This window comes from Reichenbachiella sp. MALMAid0571, from assembly GCF_040151475.1.
Classification (GTDB): domain Bacteria; phylum Bacteroidota; class Bacteroidia; order Cytophagales; family Cyclobacteriaceae; genus CAXBNB01.
The window spans coordinates 17,616-43,221 of sequence record NZ_JBDKWG010000144.1; the positions used below are offsets into that span (position 1 = coordinate 17,616).

Consider the following 25,606-nt stretch of genomic DNA (forward strand, 5'->3'; position numbering starts at 1 on the left):
TTTAAATCTTTTAATGATAATGGAACGCTTTCGACTCATCTTTTTCTTTTTCATTTTTGGGATCAGTTTTCCATGCCTTTCTTCGGGTTTTTTCTACCAAGCCGATACCTTGATAACGGTAACAGGAAAGATTACAGATAAAGAAACCAAAGAGCCTGTTTTAGGTAAATTGTTTTACGAGAAACTACCATACTACGATGATATGGGTATCGCAACAAGCAAAATAGAGAATGGCTCATATCAACTTTATATGATCAAAAACATAACATACAATGTAAAGATAAGTGCTGCCGGGTATGACCCTATTGAACAGGAGATGGTCATTGTTGAAGAAGATTCTTTAACAATGTATAAGGATTTTGAGTTGAGTCCCAATGGGTCGAACGATAAAGTGTCTCTGAGCAATTTAATTTTTACAAGAGGTCGAGCCGTAATATCTCAAAGCTCTTACAAAGAACTCGATGAATTTGCAGCTTGGTTGCAAGACCATCCTGATGTAAAGTTTAGGTTGGATGGCCATACCGACTTTCAGGGAAATGCCGAAGCAAACATGGCTCTGTCACAAGAAAGGGTCAATGCTGTTCGGGATTATTTAATAAAAAAAGGGGTTAAAGGATCCAGAGTAAAAACAAAAGCCTTTGGAGGTAGTCAACCCATTAGCCGTGAAAGAACTGATGAAGCTAAAAAAGCAAATCGACGTGTAGAAGTAACCATGCTATAGCCAGCTATATTGTTATTTGTAAACCTATTTATTGACCAACTCTCTTAATGAAAAAGATTATATTTTCCTTTTTATTCATTACCAACTTTGCTGTACATGCTCAGGAAACCGTACAATGGGCATCAAAAGTAATGTATGTGACTTCAGAATTAGAGTCTGTACAATACTCTGCTGCTCAGGTATTGTACAAGCCTAATGTTTACCCTGGAAGTGGTCCAAGCCCAAACGCCTGGAGAGCAAAAAAACCGGATAAAGATGATTTTATTGTTGTACAGTTTGACCAATTTATATCTGCCCAACAAATAGCTATAGCAGAAACTGAAAACCCCGGTGCTATTACCAAGGTATATGCCTATGACAAAGACGACAATGAATATTTGTTGTTTGAACTTACTCCCAGAAAACTTCCTGTTGAAAACAGACTTTTAAACTTGTTTTTTGAAAAAACACATTTTAAAATCGCCTATATAAGAATTGATATTGCGGGTGGGGCAGTGGAAGGATACAATGGCATAGATGCTATTGGCATATCTGAATCCAATGTTCCTATAAAAGTCCTATTGAACCTGACTGATTATGTAAATGAAGGTTTGGAAGTTGAAAAATTAGGAGAAAATGTAAACAGTTCTTATGTAGAGCATAACCCAATATTGTCTCCTGATGGAAAGGTTTTGTTTTTTAGCCGAAGAAATCATCCCGGAAATGTAGGGGGAGTAGAAGACGGTGAAGACATCTGGTATTGTACTTTAGACGAGAGTACCAATGAATGGAGTCCGGCAAAAAATATAGGCCCTCCATTGAACAACGAAGGACCAAACTTTGTAGCCTCTGTTACCCAAAAAGGAAGTGATATTGTATTGTTGTTGGGCAATCAATATGGAAGAAACGGAAGAATGAAACAAGGCCTTTCAACCAGTGTCAATCTGGGTGGGCAAATTTGGGACGAGCCCAAAAACGTGGAAATTGAAAATGACTATAACTACTCCCCAAATGCCGACTACTATACCAACCTGAAAAATAATGTAATCATTATGTCTGTAGAAAGAGACGATACTTTTGGAGACAGGGATCTTTATGCTTCATTCAATGTGCCTGGCAGGGGTTGGTCTGAGCCTATGAATTTAGGTGCTGATATAAACTCTGCAGATCAGGAATCTGCTCCTTTTTTAGACCAAGACAACAGAACCTTGTACTTTTCATCCAAAGGGTTTCCCGGATATGGCGGGATGGATATTTTTGTTACCCGCAGGCTTGGGAACGGATGGTCTCGTTGGACTACTCCCGAAAACCTGGGTAAAGCAATCAACGGGCCAACTGATGATTTGTATTTCAACATTCCAACATCAGGGGCAATGGCCTACCTTTCCAAAGGAGATCAAAGCAAAGACACAGACATCTATCAACTTAAACTAGAGGAATTCTTTATTAAGGAGGAAGAAAAAAAGCCAGTTGCCGAAGAAGAAAAAGTGGAAGAAGAAGTGTTGGTAACTGTTAAAGGTAAAGTATTGAATTCTAAAACGAACGAACCAATTAGCACTAAAATCTTCATAGAACGGTTGCCCGACGGAGCAAGCATAGGGATTACTTCTTCTACAGCTTCTGGAAATTATGAATTTAAAGTTAGGCCAGGTGCCAGATATGGTTTTTTTGCCGAAGCGGATGGATTTCTTTCAGTAAGTGAAAATATTGATATAAATGTGCAAGAGGAAACAGCAGAAAAAACACAAAACTTACTATTGACTCCAATAGAAAAAGGGGTTGGTATTGTTATTAACAATATCTTCTTTGAAGTAAATGCTGCTGATCTTCAAACGGCTTCATTTCCCGAATTGGATCGAATTCTCAAGCTACTTGAAGACAATAAAGTTGAGAAGATTGAAATATCAGGACATACGGATTCTTCAGGCGATGACAATTACAATTTGGACTTATCTCAGAAAAGAGCAAATGCCGTATTCAACTATTTCGTTTCAAATGGCATAAGCAGAAGCAGAATGGTACCCAAAGGATATGGTGAAACTGTCCCTATTGTAGCCAACGACACTGACGAAAATAAAGCAAGAAACAGGAGGGTTGAATTTAAAGTTTTGTGATCAATTATTTTTCATCTAAAAGTCGAGAAATATTCTGAACAAACAGATGCGCTTATGAAATAAATTAAAATGAATATATTTGATTGTCCAGCCCATAATAAAAGTAAATTATAAAACAGGAATATGAATAATATTAGAAGTATTCTCATAGCTATATTGGTTTCTTCCAGCACTTGTGTTTTGGCTCAGGAAACTGTACTATGGGCTTCAAAAGTAATGTATGTAACTTCCGAAATGGGACCGTTGCAACACTCTGCTCTTCAGGTACTTCACAAACCTAATGTGTTTCCAAAAAGTGGAAAAAGTCCTAATGCCTGGAGTGCTAAAAAAGATGATAAAGATGATTATATTGTTGTACAATTCGAAAAAGGTATAAATGCTCAGCAAATAGCAATTGCAGAAACAGAAAATCCTGGTGCCATATCCAAGATATACGCTTATGATTCCCAAGACAATGAATACTTGCTTTTTGACCTTACTCCAAGGCAAATTCCATTAGAAAAAAGATTGTTGAATTTGTTTTTTGAAAAAACAAAATACAAAATAGCTTATATCAGAGTAGATATCGCTGGTGGGGCTGTGGAAGGGTACAATAGTATTGATGCCATAGGTATTTCAGAGTCTAACATTCCTATCAACATATTAATATCCCTAACACAAAATGTCGCCACAGACCTACATGTAGAAAAACTGGGACCGGAAGTTAACAGCTCTGCTACCGAACACAGTCCACTGCTATCACCCGATGGAAATACTTTATTTTTTAGTCGGCAATATCACCCGGGAAATATTGGTGGTACAGAAGACAATGAGGATATCTGGTATTCAGAAAAAGATCCCAATACAGGAAAATGGCTTCCTGCCAAAAATCTAGGACCACCATTGAACAACAAAGGACCCAACTTCATTGCCTCTATAACACAAGATGGGGATGACATGATCTTGTTGCTAGGAAACCAATACGGCAAAAAGGATCGTATGACGGCAGGAGTTTCTATGAGTCGTAAAACTCCCGGAGGTGATTTTGAAAAGCCTGTTAATCTTTATATTGAAAACGACTACAACTATTCTAATAAATCTGATTATTACATGAACGATCAGAACAATACTATTTTATTATCTGCGGAGAGAGATGACACCTATGGAGATAGGGATTTGTACGTTACTTTTTCTGATAGAAAAGGTGAATGGTCTGAACCAGTGAATCTGGGAGCAACAATCAATTCAGCAGATACTGAAAGCTCTCCATTTTTAGACCATGATAACGAGACCCTGTATTTTTCCTCAAGCGGCTTTAGTGGATATGGTGGAGCAGATATATATGTAAGCAAGCGACTGGATGATACCTGGCAAAATTGGTCAGTACCAGAAAACCTGGGACCTGGTATAAACGGAACTACCGATGACGTGTATTTCAACATTCCTACAAGTGGCACCCATGCATACTTCACTAAAGGAGACATAGGCGAAAACATAGATATTTATCAGTTTCAGATGGATCAGTTTTTCTTGAAAACTGATCCGGAACCAAAAGATGGGGACAAGGACGGGGACAAAGAGAAAGAAAGAGACATGTCCTTTATTGCAGTTACAGGCAGGGTAATAAACTCAAAAACAAATGAACCGATTGGCAATACGAAAGTAAAAGTAGAAAGGCTTCCTGACGGAAAAGAAATCGGACAAGTGAATTCAAATCCTGAAACCGGTGAATATAATTTTAATTTGAAAATTGGAGCCAGATACGGTTTCCTTGCAGAGGCAGAAGGATTTTTATCTGTAAATCATAATCTGGATTTGGTGAACCTGAAAGACTCTTCCACAGTTCATCAGGATCTGGAATTGGTTCCTATAGAAACTGGTGTAGCTATCATCATGAACAACATCTTCTTTGATTTTGATAAATCTGAATTGAAAACGGCTTCATATTCTGAATTAAAGAGGATTTTAGGCCTTCTGAAAGAAAATAAAATTAACAAAATAGAAATATCCGGGCATACTGACTCCAAAGGTGATGATACTTACAACTTAGGGTTATCTCAAAGACGTGCAAAAGCTGTATATAACTATTTTAAAACCAATAATATAGCTGAATCAAGACTGGTCTCTGTCGGTTATGGAGAAGCCCAGCCTATAGATACTAATGACACAGAAGAAGGAAGAAAAAACAATAGGCGTGTAGAGTTTAAAATTTTGGATTCTTTTTAGTCTAATGGCTTTTAAAAAAAACCTGTTGGAAAATCAACAGGTTTTTTTTGCAATAACTTTCAACAGTTGTATAAAACCATTTTCATTTGTATAAACTAAATTTTTTAGGCATTGACATTAGTACAATTAGAATATATCGTAGCACTTGACACCTACAGGCATTTTGCTCTGGCAGCAGAAAACTGCTTTGTTACTCAACCAACCCTGAGCATGCAAATCCAAAAACTGGAAGACGCATTAGGTGTAACACTGTTTGATCGCGAGAAACATCCCGTGAAACCTACGCTAATAGGTACAAAAATTATAGAGCAGGCTCGAAACATCCTGAATGAGTCAAAAAAAATAAAAGAAATTATAGATGACGAAAAAAACGAAGTATCAGGTAATATAACAATAGGAGTTATCCCAACTTTAGCTCCTTATGTGATTCCGCTTTTCATCTCTTCTTTTGTAGAAAAAAATCCTAAAATAAATATTCAAATTACTGAACAGGTAAGCGACAGCTTAATAAATATGCTGAAAAATGATCAGATAGATATAGCTCTGATCGTCACGCCTGTAAATGATGAAAGCCTTGTAGCTCATCCTATATTTTACGAAGAGTTTTTCGTATATACTTCGCATCACCACAAAATGTATGCTCAGGGTGAAATTGATCCTGCAACACTAAAAACAGACGGTCTTTGGATTCTAAATGAAGGTCATTGCTTTAGAAATCAAACACTTGATATATGCAATGTGAAAGAACCCAACAGCTTCGAAAGCAGAGTCAAATATGAGAGTGGATCATTGGAAACATTAAAAAAATTAGTTGACAGACAAGGTGGATTTACCTTGTTACCTGAATTGGTTACTTTTGATTTAGACAAAAATGATAAAACCAAACTTAGAAAATTTCAAAAGCCTGTACCAACCAGAGAAGTAAGTTTATTGGTTAAAAAGAGCTTTCTAAAACAAAAAATTGTCAAAGCCCTTCATGCTGAAATTCTGAAAAATCTGCCTCCAACTTTTGTAAGCCAAAAAAAGTCTAAAGTAATTAATGTGAAATAAGAATATTATGCGGCAGTGTCTAATCGGGCAATATTTGAAATCACTATCTCCTTTCTGGAATACGAGATAAATCCATTTGACTTCAAATCATTCAATATTGATGTGACCGTTTGCCTACAGGTACTTATGATTTCCGCAATATCACTATGAGTAAGGTAATTTTGTATGACTATGCTATTTCCTTCTTGTTTGCCTTCTTCACTTGCCCAAAATTTGAAAAAATATACTAATCTGGTTTTTACATCCTTAAATGCCAAATGACTATATCTAACTTCAGACTTCTTTAGCTTTTCACTTATTGATTCGAATAGGTTTAGCGATAGACGGGGAATAGCTCCACACAACGTATTAAAATCCTGATAATTGATATAAAAGTAAACGGTCTCGTTTGATAACGACTGAGCATATTCATAATTATTGACAGCATCATTTTTCACAAAATTGCCAAAAACACTTCCCTCTTTTTCAACTGCTTTGATCAGCGAATTACTCATTCTATCGGTTTCCACTATTTTAACTTTTCCTTTTATAAGAAAATAAAGTTTAGGTTTTTCATTTTCAGAAAGTCGTATAATGTCAGATTTTCTTTTCCTCGAAAATTTGGCATGTTTTAAAACTTCATAGAGCTGTTCTTTGGCCAAGCCTGCAAACACTTTATGATCCTTCAAATAAAGATAGTTGATATCGTTACACATGATTCTTTCGTTTAAGTTTCAAAAAATGTCATATTACAAACAATTAATGAAAGTATTTACTCCAAATTAACCTTGAAGTTATCACGAAATGATCACGGTTTATTCAACTTTTTAAACCTGAACATTACGGTTCAAATTTTTAAGATTAGACGATAGCCTGAAAATTGAAATTAATCTTAGATACAAAAGGAAAAAGGACTGATTCTATTTGTTTTCTGTCAAAATGTCTTTTTTCAAACTTTCTATTAAATCCGAGAATTCTCCTAGAGTGGCCTTCTTAAATTCTTCGGCAAGTTTGAATATTTTATCTTTATCTACAGTGAATCGTTCCTTTTCTTCAGTAAGTTTTTGTTGCGCACGGCAAAACAACTGCCTGCAATTTTCGGATTTTTTATCCAACACATCTGTCAACTCTGAGTAATCAAAATTGAAAATGCCTTTTAACATAAACACCGCTCTTTCTGTGGGTGCTAGTTTTTTAAATAAAAGAGACAATGCATGAGTTATTTCATACTTTAAGTCGATATTGCTAAAATCAGGATGAATACCAAAACGAGAAATCGATGGGCTTAAGTTATCAAGAAACTCTTCCTTTTTTTGCTTAAAAGAATCCAGGTAATTTAAGCAAGAATTAGTGACAGACTTTATCAAATATGCTTTTACATTTTCTACTTTTTTGTTGTCTATTTTCAACCAATTCAAAAAAGTATCCTGAACTAAATCTTCAGCAATCTGACCACAGCCAACAAATTTGTAAGCAATGGAATAAAGTATTGGTCGATATATAGAAATTTCTGTTTGACTCATTTCACTATAAAATGCAAAGTTAGCATATTTAACTCGGTATTTATGCTTTTAATTGTTGAACACATACAATAACTTTTATTATAGCTATTACACAATAAAAGTGCCTAAATTCTATTTAGTTTATACAGGTGTGTATAATTTTATTTTTTTACCAAATTTATTGATCCAGAAAGTAGTGAATATTAAGGATAAGATTCTTTGATTTACTATTATTGCATGTCTCAATTTGATTTGTTAAAAATTGTAATTACTTTAGGAGATTAGAATAAAATTTGAATATGTTATGAAAAAATTCATTCGTCTATTAAATGGTGCGGCTTTGTATTCCCTTGTTGCAGCCGTCATCTCTGCTTGTTCCTTGTTGGGAGGAAGTAGCGGTCGTCCCACTAGCGTAAGCCCAGGTGAATATAGTACCGCAACCGGAATCGAATACAATGATGAGGATGGTGGCTTTCAGGTCAATGATTTCAGAGGTCAGCCAGAAGGACCAAACTTAAGATTTATTGAGGGAGGTAGAACAGTGTTAGGTTCTTTTGAAGAAGATGTACTCAATACCCGCGACAATGTTGAGCGTGCTGTTACTGTAGCTTCATTTTATATGGATGAAACAGAAGTAGCTAACATTCACTGGTTAGAATATCTTCATTACGTGAGATTGGATTCATCCAAAGAATTTTACGAATCTGCATTACCAGACACTACTGTATGGGCAAGAGATCTTGCATATAATGACCCTTATGTAGATCATTATTTAAGGTATCCTGGTTTCAGATTTTTCCCTGTTGTAGGTGTTACCTGGTTACAAGCACAAGATTATTGTAACTGGAGAACAATTACAGTAAACCTTAAATTGGCAGAGGATGCCGAATTAGAAGATTATTCTGCTGCAGAAGGTGGTGGAAACCAGAGAATCCCTCTTGAGACAGGAGTTGTACTACCTAACTATAGGCTACCAACAGAAGCTGAGTGGGAATATGCTGCTCAGGCACTTATCGGAACACAGTGGCTTGATGAAAATCAGACACATCGAAGACTATACCCTTGGGATGGTCATGCATTAAGAAACCCTTATGGTAAAAAAATTGGTACCTTCCTAGCTAACTTCAAAAGAGGTCGTGGTGATTATGCCGGTATCGCTGGAAAGTTGAATGATGGTGCTATGATCACAACTTATATTTATGATTATCCTCCAAATGATTTCGGTCTTTATAATATGGCTGGAAATGTAAACGAATGGGTACAAGATGTTTATCGTCCACTTTCTTTCCAAGATTTTGATGACCTAAACCCTGTTCGTAGAGACGGTTTCCTTGACGAAGAAGATGGTTACGATGCTGGAAATTTCAACTCTCTTATTACAGACAGGGTTCGTGTATATAAGGGAGGGTCTTGGGCAGATGTAGCATATTGGATGTCTCCGGGTACACGTAGATATTTGGAAGAAGATTCTTCTACTTCTACTATTGGATTTAGGTGTGCAATGATCAGAGCTGGTACGAATTACTAAGCCACCAATCTAGAAAATAAAATATTTTGAAGTCTCGGCAATAGTCGAGACTTTTTTATTGCTGTCCTGTCGCTATGCAAGCAATGGAAATCTTTCCAACACCAGATTCTGTAAGAATTTTGGCAGCTGATTCAATAGTAGCACCAGTAGTAATCACATCGTCAATCAACAGTATGTGTTGGTTTTTTATATCCTTATTATTACTTTTTTGAAAAATGTTATCCACATTAACCCACCTATCCGTTTTTCCCTTTTTAGTTTGAGTTGAAGTGTAAACTTTTCTTTCCAAAATATTGCCTTCCCAATTAATGCCCAAAGACTTACTCAATCCTTCTGCAATCAAGGCACTTTGGTTATAACCCCTTTTTCTAAGCTTTGATTTATGCAATGGAATAGGAATAATTAGATCTATATCCAGCATCTCCGCCTTTTCCAGAATGTAATACCCCAGCCATTGTCCCATCATTATACCCAAACCCTTTTGATCCCTATATTTCAATTCATGTAAAATTTTCTGTGCGGCACCATGCCTCACATATTTCAGATATGCAAAAACATAGTCAAGGTTTTCAATAGTAAGAAGATGCCTTCTCAAAGGGTTATCACCAACAACTGAAAAATTGGTTAAAGGAAAGTCTAACCGGCAGTGCATACAAATATATTCTTCTTTAGAAAGTAATGTCCTGTTGCAGCATATACAGGCTCTCGGGTAAAACAACGAAAGAAAATCTGTCAATATTCTTTTCATTCCATTAGGGTAGAATATCTTTGAATTTTAGTAGTTTATAATTTATATAATACTACCTAATATCCAGTTATCCATAGTCCATAAATGATCAAAAAAGATTTAGAATTAGAGAAGAAATGGCAAAAGGTTTTGATAGACCTAAAAGAAATTATAGGTAAAAAACCAGCGGATTTAAATGGTGTTCTTTTTCTTATTGGTATTCAGGAGTTAGGAAAAGGATATGCCAGTTTTTCCAAAGAAGAAAAACAAGATCTTCTTCACATTGGGATTTGTAAGGTATTGAGTTTATCCGGGTTTTATGAATTGGAAGGGCTTGATAAAGACGGCTGGCCTCATTGGAAACCAACAAAAAATCTACCCCATTTTGATATTCTAGAACAAGAAAAACTCTTAAAATATCACGTGATTGAATATTTTGAAAAGGAATATGAAATATGAAATTACCAAAGTATCATTCCATTTCAAAATATTTACTGTTAGGTGTATTGGTATGGTTAGTTTCATGTGAAACTTCTACAAAACCCATAATCAAGAATAAGAAACACGTCGAAACCAACCTAAAAATAGGGTTATCCGAAAATATAAAAAGCCTGATCCCAATAAAAATGAGCAATAATTCAGAGCTATTTATAGATAATCAACTATTTGAAGGATTATTTCAAAAAAATTCTAATAACGAAGTTGTTCCTCAATTGATAAAAGAATACTCACTTGATACATTGAATAAAACATATTACTTCACCTTAAATAAAAACAAAAAATGGAGTGATGGAAGCAGGGTTACAACCAATGACATTTATAATTGTTTCAAATCAATAATTGAAGAAGCGAACTCCGATAAATTAATACAATTTTTCTCGAAAAACCTGAATGCAAGTTCAAAGTTTAGAAGAGAACTAAATGGCTTTAAAATCATAGACGATATTACGTTTTCTATACAGGTCAACGAGCAAGAAAATTTCTTGCAAACCCTTACAGATTATAGGTTTTGGATATACAAAAAAACATCCAATCAAGAGATTATAGGTAGTGGCCCCTTTAAAATCAAAAATACCAATGATGACATTTCTTTCAATCTGGACAGAAATCCTTATCACTCTTTAGAAAAGAAAAATAACACATTCAGTGGAATAGACATTCGCTTTATTAAAAATGACAATGCATTAATTGATGAATTTTTAAATGGATCCATTGATGCTATTGAATACAACCCCGCTAAACAGGAAATCAAAGAATTAGAAGCTATCAAAAACAATAAATATGGTTACAAAAACTATGCAGAACAAAATAAAATATTTATACAATATTTGATTTTCCGAAATTTCAATAGCCTGCAGCAAATCCGGTCAATACTAAAAAAATTCCCTGCAAGCATTTTGTTAAAAGAAAAAAACTGGATGAACTTTAGCAATGTTGACTCAACAAGAACGTCAAAATTCGTTTCAAGTAAAGAAAACAGTCTAAAACCCACCCAAATATCTGTGGTTTATAGCAGCCCTACGGACAGTATTCAGCTCACTAAATTAATTAAGCCTGAATTCTCGCCAGAAATCAAGCTTATTTTGACCAAAAAAGAAGGTGTTAATCTTAATATGAAATATATCGTTATAAAGAATGGTATTTTTGAAGCACCTGAACCAACTATAAATGAAGATTACCTCCAGGTTTTAGAACCAAGTATCTATAACGACCAACAGAATATTGTTATAGCAGAGGTGAGCAGTAACCGCAATTTGGTTATTTTCGACGAACGGATCAAAGGGTTTAAAAAATACGGTGACTGGACAAAAGATATTAAAAACTTAACTTATAGTGAACCAACAACATTTTAATAAACATTAATCACTTGGCAAAAGAAGAATTCATACTGAAAACAAAAATTAGGGAGTATAAAAAGAAATATTACCTAAATCAGCTTTTAAGAGGAGCCATTTTGTTTATTGGTATGCTTTTATCAATATTTTTAATCTCCACCTCCGTTGATTTTGGGCTTCAGCCCGGAACAACTGGAAGAACATTTATCTTTTTTACAATTGTACTAGTATTACTAACTAGTGCTTACTGGTTCATTATCCGACCAATTTCCAAAATTTATATCAGTAAAAATCAAATAAGCGATGAAGAAGCCGCTACACAATTAGGTGTAATTTTTCCAGATTTGAAAGATAAGTTACTGAATACCATTCAGTTATCAAATATGAAAAATAGAGATAACAGTCTAATTAATGCAAGTATTGATAAAAGAATAGACGAAATCTCTGTTTTTCGCTTTACCACAGGAATAAAATTTAGTGCCAATAAAAAATACCTAAAATATATAGCCTATCCAGCGTCCATATTATTTATTCTCTTTCTTTTTATTCCTCAATTTTTAACAGAAAGTACTGTTAGAATAATAAAATACAATGAAGATTTTGCTCCAGCTTTATTTTTTAGCCTCAAGGGATTAGAAAACAACAAGATTGCTTTCAAAAATGAAGATTATACCGTCCGGTTCGAAGTAGAAGGAAATATTATTCCAGATAAAATTTATATTCAAGCTAACAAGAGAAGAATAAAACTGGAAAATGCAAACGATATATTGCAATACACCTTCAAAAAAGTACAAGATGATTTCATCTATAGCATAGAAGCAGCAGATTACAAATCAGCAGAATTTTTAGTTAAGGTCTATTCCCGTCCGGACATTAAAAATTTTAATATTAATCTGGACTACCCTGATTATACCAAAAGAAACAATGAAACAATTACAAACTCAGGAAACATAACCATTCCGGAAGGAACTAATGTAAGCTGGTTGATCAATACAATTTCCTCAGATTCCGTGTTCTTTTGGTTTTCCAAAAACAATAAAGAGACTAGTGCTCATCTATCTGAAAATCAATTATTTAGTTATGAAAATATGTTCTTTGACAACCAAGAGTATAGTATCAAACTAAAAAATCCAGTGAGCAACAACAAAAATCAAATTCAATATAAAATAGAAGTCAAAAAAGATAAATTTCCCTCACTATCGGTAAAAAGCCACAGAGATACAACGCTTTTTAGTTATCTAATCATGGGGGGAACAGTCACAGATGATTATGGCGTGTCAAAATTAGAATTGGTTTACAACACAAAAACCGATGGACATATATCTGGAGAGCAAATACTAAAAATACCTATCAGTAAAAATGAGAAATCACAAAACTATTTTTACCAATGGATGCTGGACAGCCTAAAGCTAAACGAAGGTGATGAACTCGAATATTATGTACGCGTGTGGGATAATGACGGCATAAATGGCTCAAAATTTACAAAATCCGGTAAGTACAATTTCAACCTTCCAAGCAAAAAAGAAATAAAAGAAGATCTTAAAAAAGAGGCCGAAGGAACAAAAGACAAATTGAATAAAACACTAGATAATGCCGAAGAACTCAAGGAACAAATAAAAGATATACAAGATAAACTTAAAGGCAAAAAAACGCTTGACTGGCAAGACAAAAAGCAAATTGAAGAAATGCTTAAGCAAAAAGAAAAGCTTCAAAATGACATAAAAGAGTTAAAAGAAAAAAACAAAGCCCTTAACCAGAAGAAAGAACGTTTTTCCAAACCAAATGAGAAACTGAAAGAAAAAGTCAAACAACTTCAAAAGCTAATGGATGACCTCTTAGATGAAGAAACCAAAAAGCTTTATGAAGAATTAAAAAAACTACTAAATGAACAGAAAGGCGTTGATGAGGTACAACAAAAAATCGATGAAATTCAAAATAAGGAAGACAACATAGAAAAAGAAATAGAACGCACCTTAGAGTTATTTAAAAGAATGCAGCTTGACTACAAAATGGAAGACATAGTCAATCAACTAGATAACTTAGAAAAAGAGCAATCCAAATTGTCTGAAAAAACCACAGAAAAAGAAAATAATCTGGAGCAGCTCCAAGAGAAACAAGATTCATTGAATGAAGAATTTGAAGATATAAAAGAAGATATTGATAAACTTGAAGAGTTAAATAATGAGCTCAAAAACCCAGAACAATTAGACGACACGTCAGAAGACGAAGAAGAAATCAGCGAAGAGCAGCAAAAAAGTTCAGATCAACTCAATGAAAAACAACGAAAAAAAGCATCTGAATCTCAAAAAAAAGCAACTCAGAAAATACAAGGGCTAAAAAAGAAAATGCAACAAATGCAAAGCAGCATGGAAATGGAAATGCTGGAAGAAAATATTGAAAACTTAAAAGACATAGTAGATAACCTTGTAAAAGTATCATTCGATCAGGAAAGCATTATGAATGATTTTAAAGGGGTAAACCAAAGCGATCCCAGATATGTATCTCTTTCGCAGAGACAATTAAAATTACGTGATGATTCCAAAATAATCGAAGACAGTTTGTTGTCTCTGGCAGGCAGGGTTTTTCAAATAGCGTCCTTTGTTACCCGAGAGCTTGATGCAATGAACTATAATATTGAATCCAGCTTACAGGCACTCAAGGACAGAAAAGTGCCAGAGGCAGTAAGCAATCAACAGTTTTCAATGACATCAATTAACAACCTGGCATTACTCCTCGATGATGTATTACAACAAATGCAACAACAAATGTCTGATGCTTCGGGAAATCCTAAAAAAGGCAAAAAAAGACAGAAACAAAAAATTCCTGGTCTTTCGGATCTTCAAAAACAACTGAATCAAAAAATAGAAGACCTTAAAAAAGGAGAAAAGTCCGGCCGGCAACTATCAGAAGAACTTGCAAAGCTAGCTGCAGAACAAGAGATGATCAGACAACAGCTTCAAGAAATGGAAGAAAAACTAAACGATGGGGATGGCGAAGGAGGAAATAATATTAAGGATGCGATAAAAAAAATGGAGGAAACAGAAATGGATTTGGTCAACAAAAACATTACCCAACAAACAATACAGCGGCAAAAAGACATACTCACCAGATTGTTGAAATCTGAAGATGCCTTAAGAGAAAGAGAACTTGATAAAGAAAGAGAATCTGAAAAAAGTGAAGAAATTAATAGACAACTGCCTCCTGAATTTGAAGAATACCTTAAAGCCAAAGAAAAAGAAGTAGAGCTATTAAGAACAATTCCTTTAAAATTAAACCCTTATTACAAAGAAGAAGTGAACAAATACTTTAAAAGGTTAAGTGAACAATAATATATTTGCAATTACAAAAAGAAATTTAGAGCATCGTTATGGACGTCATTAAAATCCAAATCCCATCACTAACAGAAAACATCCGAATTGTCGAAAGTTTTATTGACAATGCGAAAGAGAAATTCCACTTTAACGATGACATATACGGCAACATAATGATAGCTGTAACCGAATCTGTTAATAATGCTATTGTTCATGGAAACTTATCAGATAAAAACAAAAATGTATCTCTATCGCTAGAGTTGGATGATAATTCACTAAAATTTACGATAGAAGATCAGGGTGTAGGATTTAACTACAACGACTTAACCGACCCTACAGCTCCTGAAAATCTGGAGAAAATAGGGGGGCGGGGCATATTTTTGATGAAACACCTCTGTGATGAGGTTACTTTTCACGATGAAGGCAAAAAAGTTCAACTGTCCTTTTATTTGGGTTAATGTCCAAAATACAATTTTTTAACGAAGACATTTCCTTTGTTCTGCCTAATACTAAGTCTATTTCTGCTTGGCTTCAAAATACAATAAAGGAAGAAGGTCACCACCTTACCTCACTAAACTATATTTTTTGTTCGGATGAGTACCTTCATAAAATAAACATTGAATACCTGGATCATGATTATTATACTGACATCATCACTTTCGACAACTCTGAATATGAAACGTCCATAGAAGGCGACCTTTTCATTAGTATAGATCGGGTTACAGAAAATGCGGAAAACCAATTCATTTCGTTTTCAGAAGAACTTCACAGAGTAATGGTTCATGGTGTTTTACACCTACTTGGATATAAGGATAAAACAGAAGCTCAAAAAATGAAGATACGTGAAAAAGAAAATGCTTATTTATCTTTGCTCAAAAATTAACGTTCCACGTGAAACATTGCTATCGTTAGAGATATGTTCCACGTGAAACATTAAATAAACAATGCCTATAATATGTTTCCAATATATGATGTAATAGTTGTTGGTGCTGGTCATGCCGGATGTGAAGCTGCTGCTGCTGCTGCCAATATGGGATCAAAAGTACTTCTGGTAACGATGAACATGAATACCATTGCACAAATGTCATGCAATCCGGCAATGGGTGGCGTAGCAAAAGGACAAATTGTAAGGGAAATAGATGCTCTTGGAGGATATTCCGGAATTGTATCAGACAAGTCAATGATTCAATTTAGGATGCTAAATAAATCCAAAGGCCCTGCCATGTGGAGCCCTCGTACACAAAATGACCGAATGAGATTCGCTGAAGAATGGCGACTCATGTTAGAACAAACTCCTAATGTTGACTTCTGGCAAGAAATGGTGACCGGATTAACTGTCAAAGACAATAGAATAACTGGTGTAAGAACTGGTATGGGCATAGAAATACCCGGGAAGTCAGTAGTATTAACCAATGGTACCTTCCTAAACGGTCTAATTCATATTGGAGAAAAACGCTTCGGAGGAGGAAGAACAGGAGAAAAAGCTGCTACAGGAATAACAGAACAACTCATCGAACTAGGGTTTGAAGCTGGCAGAATGAAAACAGGGACACCTCCCAGGGTAGATGGTCGATCTTTAGACTATACAAAAATGGAAGAGCAACAAGGTGATGATGTCCCCGAAAAATTTTCCTTCTCCAATACTCACCCATTGACACATCAAAAAAGTTGTTTTATCACCTATACCAATGATACGGTTCATGACATTCTAAAAACAGGTTTTGAACAATCTCCTATGTTTACAGGCAGAATAAAAGGACTTGGCCCGAGGTATTGTCCATCCATTGAGGATAAAATAAACAGATTTTCAGAAAGAAATAGACATCAAATATTCGTAGAACCGGAAGGATGGAATACTATTGAGATATACGTAAATGGGTTTTCTACTTCTCTACCAGAAGACGTACAATATAAAGCTATCAGAAATATTGCCGGATTTGAAAATGTAAAAATGTTCAGGCCAGGATATGCCATAGAATATGACTATTTTCCTCCAACACAACTCAAACAAACGCTTGAAACCAAACTGATATCCAATCTATATTTTGCCGGACAAATTAATGGAACAACAGGATACGAAGAGGCCGCTTGTCAAGGCCTAATGGCTGGAATTAATGCACATAATAAGGTTAAAGAAAAAGATGAGTTCGTTTTAAACAGATCAGATGCATATATTGGCGTACTTATAGATGATCTCATAAACAAAGGAACTGAAGAGCCTTACAGAATGTTTACTTCAAGAGCAGAGTATAGAATTTTACTCCGACAAGACAATGCAGATATCAGACTCACAGAAATCGGGTATAATCTGGGACTTGCATCAACAGATAGAATGGAAAAAGTAAACAAAAAAAAGGAAGATACTCAAAAAATAATTTCTGAACTCAAAAATCTAAAAGTAGTACCAGATAAAATAAACCCACAACTACTAGAAAACAATACTGCAGAAATTAAAGAAAAAACAACACTTCATCAGTTACTAAAAAGACCAGAAATGGAAATTGAATCACTTATGCAAATAAGCCCTATATTCAAAGAATTCTGTTCAAATTACTCTGTTGAAGTTTTACAACAAGCTTCTATTTTAATAAAATATAAAACATACATAGAAAAAGAAAAGGCATTAGCAGATAAATTAAGCGACCTTGATAACAAAAAAATACCAAGTGTTTTTAATTATCATGAAATACCAGCTCTATCATCTGAAGCCAAAGAGAAATTAACAAACATTAAACCTGAAAATCTTGGTCAAGCTTCAAGAATAAGCGGTGTTAACCCTGCCGATATTTCAGTTTTAATGGTTTATATGGGAAGATAAGAATGTACGAAAAGGTAGAAAAATGTCCTGTTTGCAAAAGCACAACATTTGTTAATCACATAATATGCAAAGATCACTCTGTTAGTCATGAAAGCTTTGCATTAACAAAATGTACAAATTGTGGCTTTATTTTTACAAATCCAAGACCCAATAAAAATGTAATACAAAACTATTACGAGTCGCAGGATTATATTTCTCATACTGATAAAGCTAACAATCTTACCAACATACTGTATAAACTAGTGCGCAATTTTACACTTGCTGGTAAACTTCGAATACTCAATAAATTAAGTAAAAAGAAAACCTTACTCGATTATGGGTGTGGTACAGGTGACTTCCTGAAATACTGCCAATCAAATAACTGGAATGTAACAGGTATAGAAATCAACAAGAATGCCAATCAAATTGCAAAAGAAAAAATTGGAGATACCATCTTTAATGATATCAATGATATTGATAAAACTAATAAATTCGACATCATCACACTCTGGCACGTTCTAGAACACATACATGACCTTAAAAAAGTATTCAAAAAACTTAAAAACAAACTCACCAAATCAGGTCATCTTATAGTAGCCTTACCAAACCATGAATGCCTGGATCAAAAAATATACAAAGAGTATTGGGCAGCTTATGATGTTCCAAGACACCTATACCATTTTAATCGATTGACATTCAACAAATTAGCATCAAAAATGGATATGAAGGTGGTAAAAATAATTCCTATGAAATTTGATTCCTATTACGTCAGTTTATTAAGTGAAAAATATAAATCAGGTAGTACATCATATATAAAATCATTTATAAATGGTTGGAAATCAAACAGATGGGCATCAAAAAATGGAAATAATTATTCAAGTCTTATTTACATTCTGAAACAGAAATGAAGCACATATTCCCATTTATAATACTTGCAATAATCTTTTACGTTTCTTCATGTGCCAATCAAGGTTCACCAACTGGAGGCCCAAGGGATACTATTCCTCCTACATTACTTGAGTCAAATCCACCACACAAATCTAAAAACTACAAAAAACAGGTTTTTGAATTCACATTTGACGAACGCATCAATGCTGATCAGTTGAGAACTAAAATGAATATTACACCTCACACCGAAAACAAATTCAAAGTACTCGTAAAAAAGGACATACTCAATATTACCTTTGATGGAGCTTTTGATGACAGCACCACATATACTTTCAACTTTGCTGATGGTGTTGGCGATCTTACGGAAAAAAACCCGGTTATCAACTTCACTTATGCATTTAGTACCGGATCTATTATTGATTCGATTTACGTAAATGGAAAAATAAAAAACCTATACAACAATGAGCCGCTTAAAGAGATACTGGTAGGATTGTATTCAATTGATGATTCACTAAATCTATTTACGGGGAAACCCAGATACTTCACACATACAGATGAAGAAGGAAACTACAAAATTGAAAATATCAAGGCAGGTAACTATCGAATATATGCATACGAGGATCAGGACAAAAACCTTAAAAACAATCCACAAAAAGAAAAACATGGATTTATAGCCGACACACTCAATCTATTCACTTCTAAAGATTCTGTCAACATTTTATTGCAACTGATAGATGCCAGTGAGCTAAAATTTGTAAGGGCTAAAAACACAGGCATTTACTTTGATGTACTCTACAACAAATTCATAAAAAATTATTCTATATCAAAAATAGATTCTACCAAAAAGAACGAGATTCCCGCTAACAGCTTTTTCAAAGACAATACAATAATTCGTTTTTATCCTGATGGATCAATACCTGTAGAAAAAGACAGTCTTCAGATTAAAATTCAAAGCAGTGATAGTCTTGGGAATTCTATTATTGATACAGTATATGTTCAGTTTAAAGAAACAAAAAGAAAAGCCGAGGGTTTTCAATACACTGTATCACCAGACAGTAAATACAAAATTCAGAACAATATTAAATTCAAACTAGACTTTTCTAAACCAATTAAAACCATCAATATAGACAGTCTTACCTTGTCATATGACACATTAAAAACTATCAACATCCCCGACTCTATTATCAACTGGAATCAGAATAAAACGGTATTAATATTCCAGTTGAACCTAGACAAACATTATATCCCCAATCAAATAAAAGAATTTGAAAATGAACAAATAAGATTGGATTCCATTACTCAAAACAATTCCGTAGTACCTGATACTTTACGAAAAAAGAAACAAATACCTCAGGCCTTACCAGTTAAAAACAAAATAACATTTATTGCGAAAAAAGGCGCTTTCATTTCCATAGAAAATGATACTACAGAATCAGTAGAAAGATCTTATGAATTTTTAGTTGAAGAAAAAACGGGAAAAATCATTGGTCAAATAGAAACAGAACAAAAAAGTTATTTCCTCCAATTGGTAGATTCTAAATACAATGTTATAGCTCAATTAAAAAGTCCTCAGAATTTTACATTCAACAATGTAGAACCCGGTAAATATTCCTTTCGAGTACTTATAGATGAAAATAATGATGGAATCTGGTCTTCAGGAAACATACTTAAAAACATCCAACAAGAGCCAATTCTATTCCCTTTACCCTTTTCAGACCTTAAAGCAGGTTGGGAACAAGACCTCACAGGTGAAAACAAAATCAAATTTTAACCATGTGGACAACAGAAGATAATTCACCTCAAATGCTGTGTATAACCCATGCAAAAACTAGAATTTATAATGAGCTATCCACACATACCCACATTATGATTCAACCTTTGATCCGTGCTTCTAACAAACTCTGGTTAACTCTAATTTATCAACAAGTACCCCATGCAAAACTTATCAACCAACACAATATCGTCCAAAAATTAGAATATGTTCATAACCTTTTAAACTAATAAAAATCAATTACTTAACACCAATAAAATATGTTCATAACTTTATTTTCTTACACCAGTTAATCACATTATGAAAAACATGTTTTGCTTATCAACATATCAACAGCCCTAATAAGTAATAATAGTTTTAATTAAATATATATATAATATTATATTGAGTGAAAATGTGGAAAACGGAAAAGTCATTAAAGCCTGGAAATTATTGCCCATGAAAAAAATATTTCTATTCATATTAATAATATCAGCTGCCTCAAAAGTAGTTTGTCAAAAATCAGACGATATTCAGCTTGCTAATGAATATTACATAAATGGTGAACTGGAAAAGGCGGGTGATCTATATAAGTCGTTATCTACCGATCCAAAAAATATTTCCATCATCCATAACAACTATTTCAATTTGTTAATGGATCTTAAAGAATACAAAACGGCTGATAAGTATCTTAATAGAATTTCTAAAATTTTTCCTCAAAATGTTTATTACCAAATAGACCAAGGCATTTTGTTCAAACAAATGGGAGAAACCAGTCAGGCTGACAAATTGTTTAATAATATTATTGAAAAGAACAAAACCAACGAATATTTGATCAGACTGGCCTCTCAGTATTTTATTAACAATAGATTCTACGAATTTGCACTTAAGGCTTTACTTGTAAGTAGAACACAATCCAAAACGGCAGACAAACATGCCTTGGAGCTTGCAAATGTCTATCGCTTTATGGGTGAGAAAAGCAACATGATTGAGGAGTATTTAATATTTGCCCGTCAGAGACCAAGTAATCTTGCATACATCAAGAATATTTTTCAAAATTTACTCAAAGAAGAAAAAGATATTCTGGATCTACAAAATATTCTAATTGAGAAAATACAAAAAAGCCCCAATGAAGTGATGTATGCTGAACTACTCATTTGGGTAAATCTTCAGCAAAAAAACTTTTATGGGGCTTTCATACAAGCCCGATCGTTAGACAAAAGGCTTAATCAAGAGGGACAAAAAGTACTTGAAATTGGCAAGATTGCTTTGCAAAATAAAAGTTATGATGATGCTATTAAAATGTTTCAATATGTGGTAGATAATAGTAAACAGGAAAACTACTATTTGCAGGCCAGAAGGTACATTGTGACTGCTCGAGAAGAAAAAGTAAAGAATATATATCCTATTGATGAAATGGCTCTGCGGCAGTTGACAAATGATTACCAACAATTAGTTAATGAACTGGGATATAATACGAATACCTTGGAAGCTTATCGAAGCAAAGCTTTACTCCACGCATTTTATTTAGATGAAAAAGACACTGCTGTTGCTATTTTAAATGAAATAATATCCATCCCCAGAGTACACAATCAATTAAAATCAAAATGTAAACTCGATTTGGGAGATATTTATTTGCTTACAGGTGAATCTTGGGAGGCAACATTACTTTATTCGCAGGTAGAAAAAACAAATAAAGATAGCCCACTTGGCTATACTGCCAAACTCAAAAATGCTAAGCTGAACTATTTCAAAGGAGAATTTGAATTGGCTAAAAGTCACCTTGATATTTTGAAACTGGCTACAACCAGAGAGATTGCTAATGATGCATTATCACTGAGTCTTTTAATTCAAAACAATACAGTATTTGATACTTCTGATTTTGTAATGAAAGAATATGCCTCTATTGAGTTGATGCTTTTTCAAAATAAAAAGCAGGAGGCACTTACAGCTTTAGCTTCGATGTTGGAAAAATATCCTGACCATAGCTTAGTAGATGAAATATATTGGAAAATGGCCAGTATCAATATGGAGCTTGGAAAATTTGATGATGCATTAAATTATCTTGATCAAATCCTGACACGTTTTGATCGGGATATTTTGGGAGATGACGCCATGTTTCTAAAAGGAAAAATCACAGAGGAAAATTTAAAAGAAAACTCTATTGCCCAGGAAATTTATAAAGAGTTTCTATTGAAGTACCCGGGAAGTGTTTTTACGGCAGAAGCCCGTAAGCGATTCAGAATGCTTAGGGGAGATCAGGTTTTTTAAAAACGGAATTTTTTTTCTACTAAAATGACTTAGCAATAGTTCAGTTCTTCAACTGGGATATATTTCTATTTATACTAACATATTACCCAGTTTTCCTAATTTTGCATTTTACAAAACTTTTATGATGTGATTTGGTGCTTAATACAATTCACATTAGATTTATTGCTATGCTAATAAAGCCTGGGAAGCTTCTTGCCACTATCAACAGTCCGGAAGATTTAAAAAAACTGGATCTGAACCAGTTGGTTCAGATTTCTCAGGAACTCAGGCAATATATTATTGACACGGTCTCTATTTATGGAGGGCATTTTGGAGCCAGCCTTGGTGTCACCGAAATGACAGTTGCCCTTCATTATGTTTTCAATACGCCACATGACCAATTGGTTTGGGATGTAGGACATCAAGCTTACGGACACAAAATACTGACTGGCCGCAGGGACAGTTTTCATACCAACCGGGTTTATAAAGGTCTTTCAGGTTTTCCCAGGAGAAATGAAAGTGAATATGATTCATTTGGGGTAGGGCATTCCTCCACATCCATTTCTGCGGCTCTTGGTATGGCGGAAGCGTCAAAATACAAAGGGGAGAAAGAAAAGCACCACATTGCTGTGATTGGAGATGGAGCAATGACAGCAGGGCTTGCTTTTGAAGCCATGAATCATGCAGGAGTATCCAATTCCAATTTGCTGATTGTGTTGAATGACAACTGTATGGCCATCGACCCGAATGTTGGAGCACTGAAAGATTATTTGACCGACATTACTACTTCCAGAACTTACAATAAATTCAGAGATGAAGTCTGGAATGTTTTGGGTAAAATCAGCAAATTCGGTCCCAATGCAAGAGAAATAGTTGCCGGATTTGAAAACAGTATAAAATCATTTTTGCTTAAAGAAAGTAATTTCTTTGAATCCCTCAATTTGAGATACTTTGGTCCAGTAGATGGACATGATGTTAATCACATGGTGAGTGTGATGAATGACTTGAAAAATATTCCGGGACCAAAAATTTTACACTGTGTCACTGTGAAGGGTAAAGGATATGCAGAAGCTGAAAAAGATCAAACCAAATGGCATGCACCCGGTACTTTCGATAAAGTAACTGGAAAAGTTCATAAAAAAATATACGAGACGCCCCAACCCCCAAAATATCAGGATGTCTTTGGACATACCATAGTTGAACTGGCAGAGAAAAATGAAAAGATAATGGGAATTACGCCGGCCATGCCATCCGGTTCTTCATTAAATATCATGATGAAAGCTATGCCTGACAGGGCTTATGATGTCGGTATTGCAGAACAACATGCTGTTACATTTTCTGCGGGATTGGCTACTCAGGGTCTTGTACCTTTTTGTAATATTTACAGTACCTTTATGCAGCGTGCTTATGATCAGGTAATCCACGATGTATGTATTCAAAATTTACATGTGGTTTTCTGTTTGGATAGAGCAGGATTTGCCGGAGCTGACGGCTCTACACACCATGGCAATTATGACATAGCTTACATGAGATGTCTTCCTAACATGGTAGTTTCTGCTCCTATGAACGAAAGTGAATTGCGGAATCTGATGTACACGGCACAACTTCCGAGAGAAGGAGCCTTCACCATCAGGTATCCGAGGGGTCAGGGAGTGATGCCAAACTGGAGGACTCCACTGGAAGAAATAAAAGTTGGGACAGGAAGAATGATTAAAGATGGTGAAGATTTAGCTATTCTCACGTTAGGTCATATTGGAAATTATGCTGTAGAAGCCTGTGAAATGCTGACCGATGATGCTATTGAAGCTGCTCATTTTGATATGAGGTTTGCCAAACCTCTTGATGAAAAACTACTACATACTATTTTCAAAAAGTTCAAATATATCATCACTGTAGAAGATGGATGTTTGCAGGGAGGTTTCGGCAGTGCGATTTTAGAATTTATGGCGGATAACAATTATCAGTCTAAAATTATAAGGTTGGGTATTCCTGATGCCATATTCGAACATGGATCACAACTTCAACTTCATGAGGAAAGTGGGTTTGATCCAAGAAGTATTTTTGAAGCCGCCAAAAAAATGGTTGAGTCTATCCCGGTATAATTTACAAATGCATTACAACGTTTCTGGTTCGGGAATACCCATCGTACTTATTCACGGCTTTTGTGAAACTTCTTCTATTTGGAATGACTTGGCTAAAGAGTTGTCTGAAAAATATCAGGTAATCTCTATTGACCTTCCCGGGTTTGGTAAAAGTCCTTTATACAATCCTGATTTATCTTTAGGTAATGTTGCGACATTGCTTCATGATTTTTTGAAAAAACTTCAAATCACAAATTGCTTTATGATAGGCCATTCTTTGGGTGGTTACATTACACTGGCTTTTGCTGAGAAATATTCTGAAATGCTTTTAGGTTTTGGACTTTTTCATTCTACTACTTTTGCTGATAGCGAAGAAAAAAAAGAAACAAGAGAAAAAGGGATAGAGCATGTAGAGATTCATGGTATGGAGACCTTTTCAAAAGGTTTTGTTCCAAACCTATTTTATAAGGCTAATCATTCTAAATTTTCAGATGAAATGAAAACGCTGAAAAAAATAGCTTCAGAAACCCCAATAGAAACTTTTGTGGCATACAGTCGGGCAATGAAAAACAGAAATGACACCACGAAACTGTTATCTGGCTTCAAAAAACCCATATTTATAGTTGCCGGAGAAAATGACAATGCCGTTCCATTGTTTCAGTCTCAACAAATGATTGCAAAAACCGGAGAAGAAAATTCCCTGATACTTTCAGAAACAGGGCACATGGGTTTTATCGAAAAAAAGGAAGAAAGCTTTGCTTTTATACAATCATTTTTGACAAAAAACGAAATCTAAAAAGAGCTTGTTATCGTAAAGTGTTGGTGGTTTCTTATTTCTAATGTATCTTAAGGAAGTTACCTATCAAATTTGCTTATGATTTGTAGTCTT

At 34.6% G+C, this 25,606-nt stretch carries 19 protein-coding genes; 16 read left to right on the forward strand and 3 right to left on the reverse strand.

Features of this window, described 5'->3' with window-relative positions; genetic code table 11:
• Window positions 1-19 precede the first annotated feature (19 nt).
• The 4 genes from AAOP42_RS17465 (at window position 20) to AAOP42_RS17480 (ending at window position 6,069) form a co-directional block, all read left to right on the forward strand.
• A complete protein-coding gene (locus AAOP42_RS17465) occupies window positions 20-721 on the forward strand; it encodes an OmpA family protein (RefSeq protein WP_349529854.1) in 702 nt (233 codons plus the stop codon).
• Window positions 722-768: 47 nt separating this feature from the next.
• A complete protein-coding gene (locus AAOP42_RS17470) occupies window positions 769-2,814 on the forward strand; it encodes an OmpA family protein (RefSeq protein ID WP_349529855.1) in 2,046 nt (681 codons plus the stop codon).
• Window positions 2,815-2,937: 123 nt separating this feature from the next.
• Window positions 2,938-5,019: an OmpA family protein gene (locus tag AAOP42_RS17475; protein ID WP_349529856.1), complete on the forward strand. Its 2,082-nt coding sequence runs from the start codon at window positions 2,938-2,940 to the stop codon at window positions 5,017-5,019.
• A 111-nt stretch (window positions 5,020-5,130) separates the two neighbouring features.
• The gene (locus tag AAOP42_RS17480; RefSeq protein WP_349529857.1) at window positions 5,131-6,069 is read left to right on the forward strand and encodes a hydrogen peroxide-inducible genes activator; all 939 of its coding nucleotides are present in this window, start codon (window positions 5,131-5,133) and stop codon (window positions 6,067-6,069) included.
• 5 nt (window positions 6,070-6,074) lie between these two features.
• Here AAOP42_RS17480 and AAOP42_RS17485 read toward each other — a convergent pair whose 3' ends face one another.
• Both AAOP42_RS17485 and AAOP42_RS17490 read right to left on the reverse strand, forming a co-directional pair.
• On the reverse strand, window positions 6,075-6,764 hold the full coding sequence (locus AAOP42_RS17485) for a Crp/Fnr family transcriptional regulator (RefSeq protein WP_349529858.1): 690 nt from the start codon (window positions 6,762-6,764) through the stop codon (window positions 6,075-6,077).
• Between the two features lie 204 nt (window positions 6,765-6,968).
• A complete protein-coding gene (locus tag AAOP42_RS17490) occupies window positions 6,969-7,571 on the reverse strand; it encodes a sigma-70 family RNA polymerase sigma factor (RefSeq protein WP_349529859.1) in 603 nt (200 codons plus the stop codon).
• A 283-nt stretch (window positions 7,572-7,854) separates the two neighbouring features.
• On the opposite strand from AAOP42_RS17490, the gene gldJ reads away from it, so the two are divergent.
• Entirely contained in the window at window positions 7,855-9,078 is a 1,224-nt protein-coding gene (gene gldJ, locus AAOP42_RS17495; protein WP_349529860.1) for a gliding motility lipoprotein GldJ, read from the forward strand.
• Between the two features lie 55 nt (window positions 9,079-9,133).
• On the opposite strand, the gene AAOP42_RS17500 is transcribed toward gldJ, so the two are convergent.
• Window positions 9,134-9,826 carry a ComF family protein gene (locus tag AAOP42_RS17500; protein ID WP_349529861.1) on the reverse strand — a complete coding sequence of 231 codons (693 nt, stop codon included), beginning with the start codon at window positions 9,824-9,826 and terminating at the stop codon, window positions 9,134-9,136.
• Window positions 9,827-9,910: 84 nt separating this feature from the next.
• Between AAOP42_RS17500 and AAOP42_RS17505 the strand changes: the two genes are divergently transcribed.
• The 11 genes from AAOP42_RS17505 to AAOP42_RS17555 all read left to right on the forward strand — a co-directional run bounded on the left by AAOP42_RS17505 (window position 9,911) and on the right by AAOP42_RS17555 (window position 25,513).
• Entirely contained in the window at window positions 9,911-10,264 is a 354-nt protein-coding gene (locus tag AAOP42_RS17505) for a hypothetical protein (protein WP_349529862.1), read from the forward strand.
• Window positions 10,265-10,431: 167 nt separating this feature from the next.
• Window positions 10,432-11,658: an ABC transporter substrate-binding protein gene (locus AAOP42_RS17510; RefSeq protein WP_349529863.1), complete on the forward strand. Its 1,227-nt coding sequence runs from the start codon at window positions 10,432-10,434 to the stop codon at window positions 11,656-11,658.
• Between the two features lie 14 nt (window positions 11,659-11,672).
• On the forward strand, window positions 11,673-14,969 hold the full coding sequence (locus tag AAOP42_RS17515) for a DUF4175 family protein (protein ID WP_349529864.1): 3,297 nt from the start codon (window positions 11,673-11,675) through the stop codon (window positions 14,967-14,969).
• Between the two features lie 38 nt (window positions 14,970-15,007).
• On the forward strand, window positions 15,008-15,409 hold the full coding sequence (locus AAOP42_RS17520) for an ATP-binding protein (protein ID WP_349529865.1): 402 nt from the start codon (window positions 15,008-15,010) through the stop codon (window positions 15,407-15,409).
• Complete coding sequence (gene ybeY, locus AAOP42_RS17525; RefSeq protein ID WP_349529866.1) at window positions 15,409-15,834, forward strand: rRNA maturation RNase YbeY; 426 nt, start codon at window positions 15,409-15,411, stop codon at window positions 15,832-15,834. Before AAOP42_RS17520 ends, ybeY begins: the two co-directional genes overlap by 1 nt.
• 72 nt (window positions 15,835-15,906) lie before the next feature.
• Window positions 15,907-17,769: a tRNA uridine-5-carboxymethylaminomethyl(34) synthesis enzyme MnmG gene (gene mnmG, locus AAOP42_RS17530; protein WP_349529867.1), complete on the forward strand. Its 1,863-nt coding sequence runs from the start codon at window positions 15,907-15,909 to the stop codon at window positions 17,767-17,769.
• 242 nt (window positions 17,770-18,011) lie between these two features.
• On the forward strand, window positions 18,012-18,656 hold the full coding sequence (locus tag AAOP42_RS17535; protein ID WP_349529868.1) for a class I SAM-dependent methyltransferase: 645 nt from the start codon (window positions 18,012-18,014) through the stop codon (window positions 18,654-18,656).
• Window positions 18,653-20,407: an Ig-like domain-containing protein gene (locus AAOP42_RS17540; RefSeq protein ID WP_349529869.1), complete on the forward strand. Its 1,755-nt coding sequence runs from the start codon at window positions 18,653-18,655 to the stop codon at window positions 20,405-20,407. Before AAOP42_RS17535 ends, AAOP42_RS17540 begins: the two co-directional genes overlap by 4 nt.
• A 438-nt stretch (window positions 20,408-20,845) precedes the next feature.
• Window positions 20,846-22,657: a tetratricopeptide repeat protein gene (locus tag AAOP42_RS17545; RefSeq protein ID WP_349529870.1), complete on the forward strand. Its 1,812-nt coding sequence runs from the start codon at window positions 20,846-20,848 to the stop codon at window positions 22,655-22,657.
• A gap of 167 nt (window positions 22,658-22,824) precedes the next feature.
• A complete protein-coding gene (dxs, locus tag AAOP42_RS17550; protein WP_349529871.1) occupies window positions 22,825-24,738 on the forward strand; it encodes a 1-deoxy-D-xylulose-5-phosphate synthase in 1,914 nt (637 codons plus the stop codon).
• Between the two features lie 7 nt (window positions 24,739-24,745).
• A complete protein-coding gene (locus AAOP42_RS17555) occupies window positions 24,746-25,513 on the forward strand; it encodes an alpha/beta fold hydrolase (RefSeq protein ID WP_349529872.1) in 768 nt (255 codons plus the stop codon).
• The last annotated feature ends 93 nt before the right edge of the window (window positions 25,514-25,606 follow it).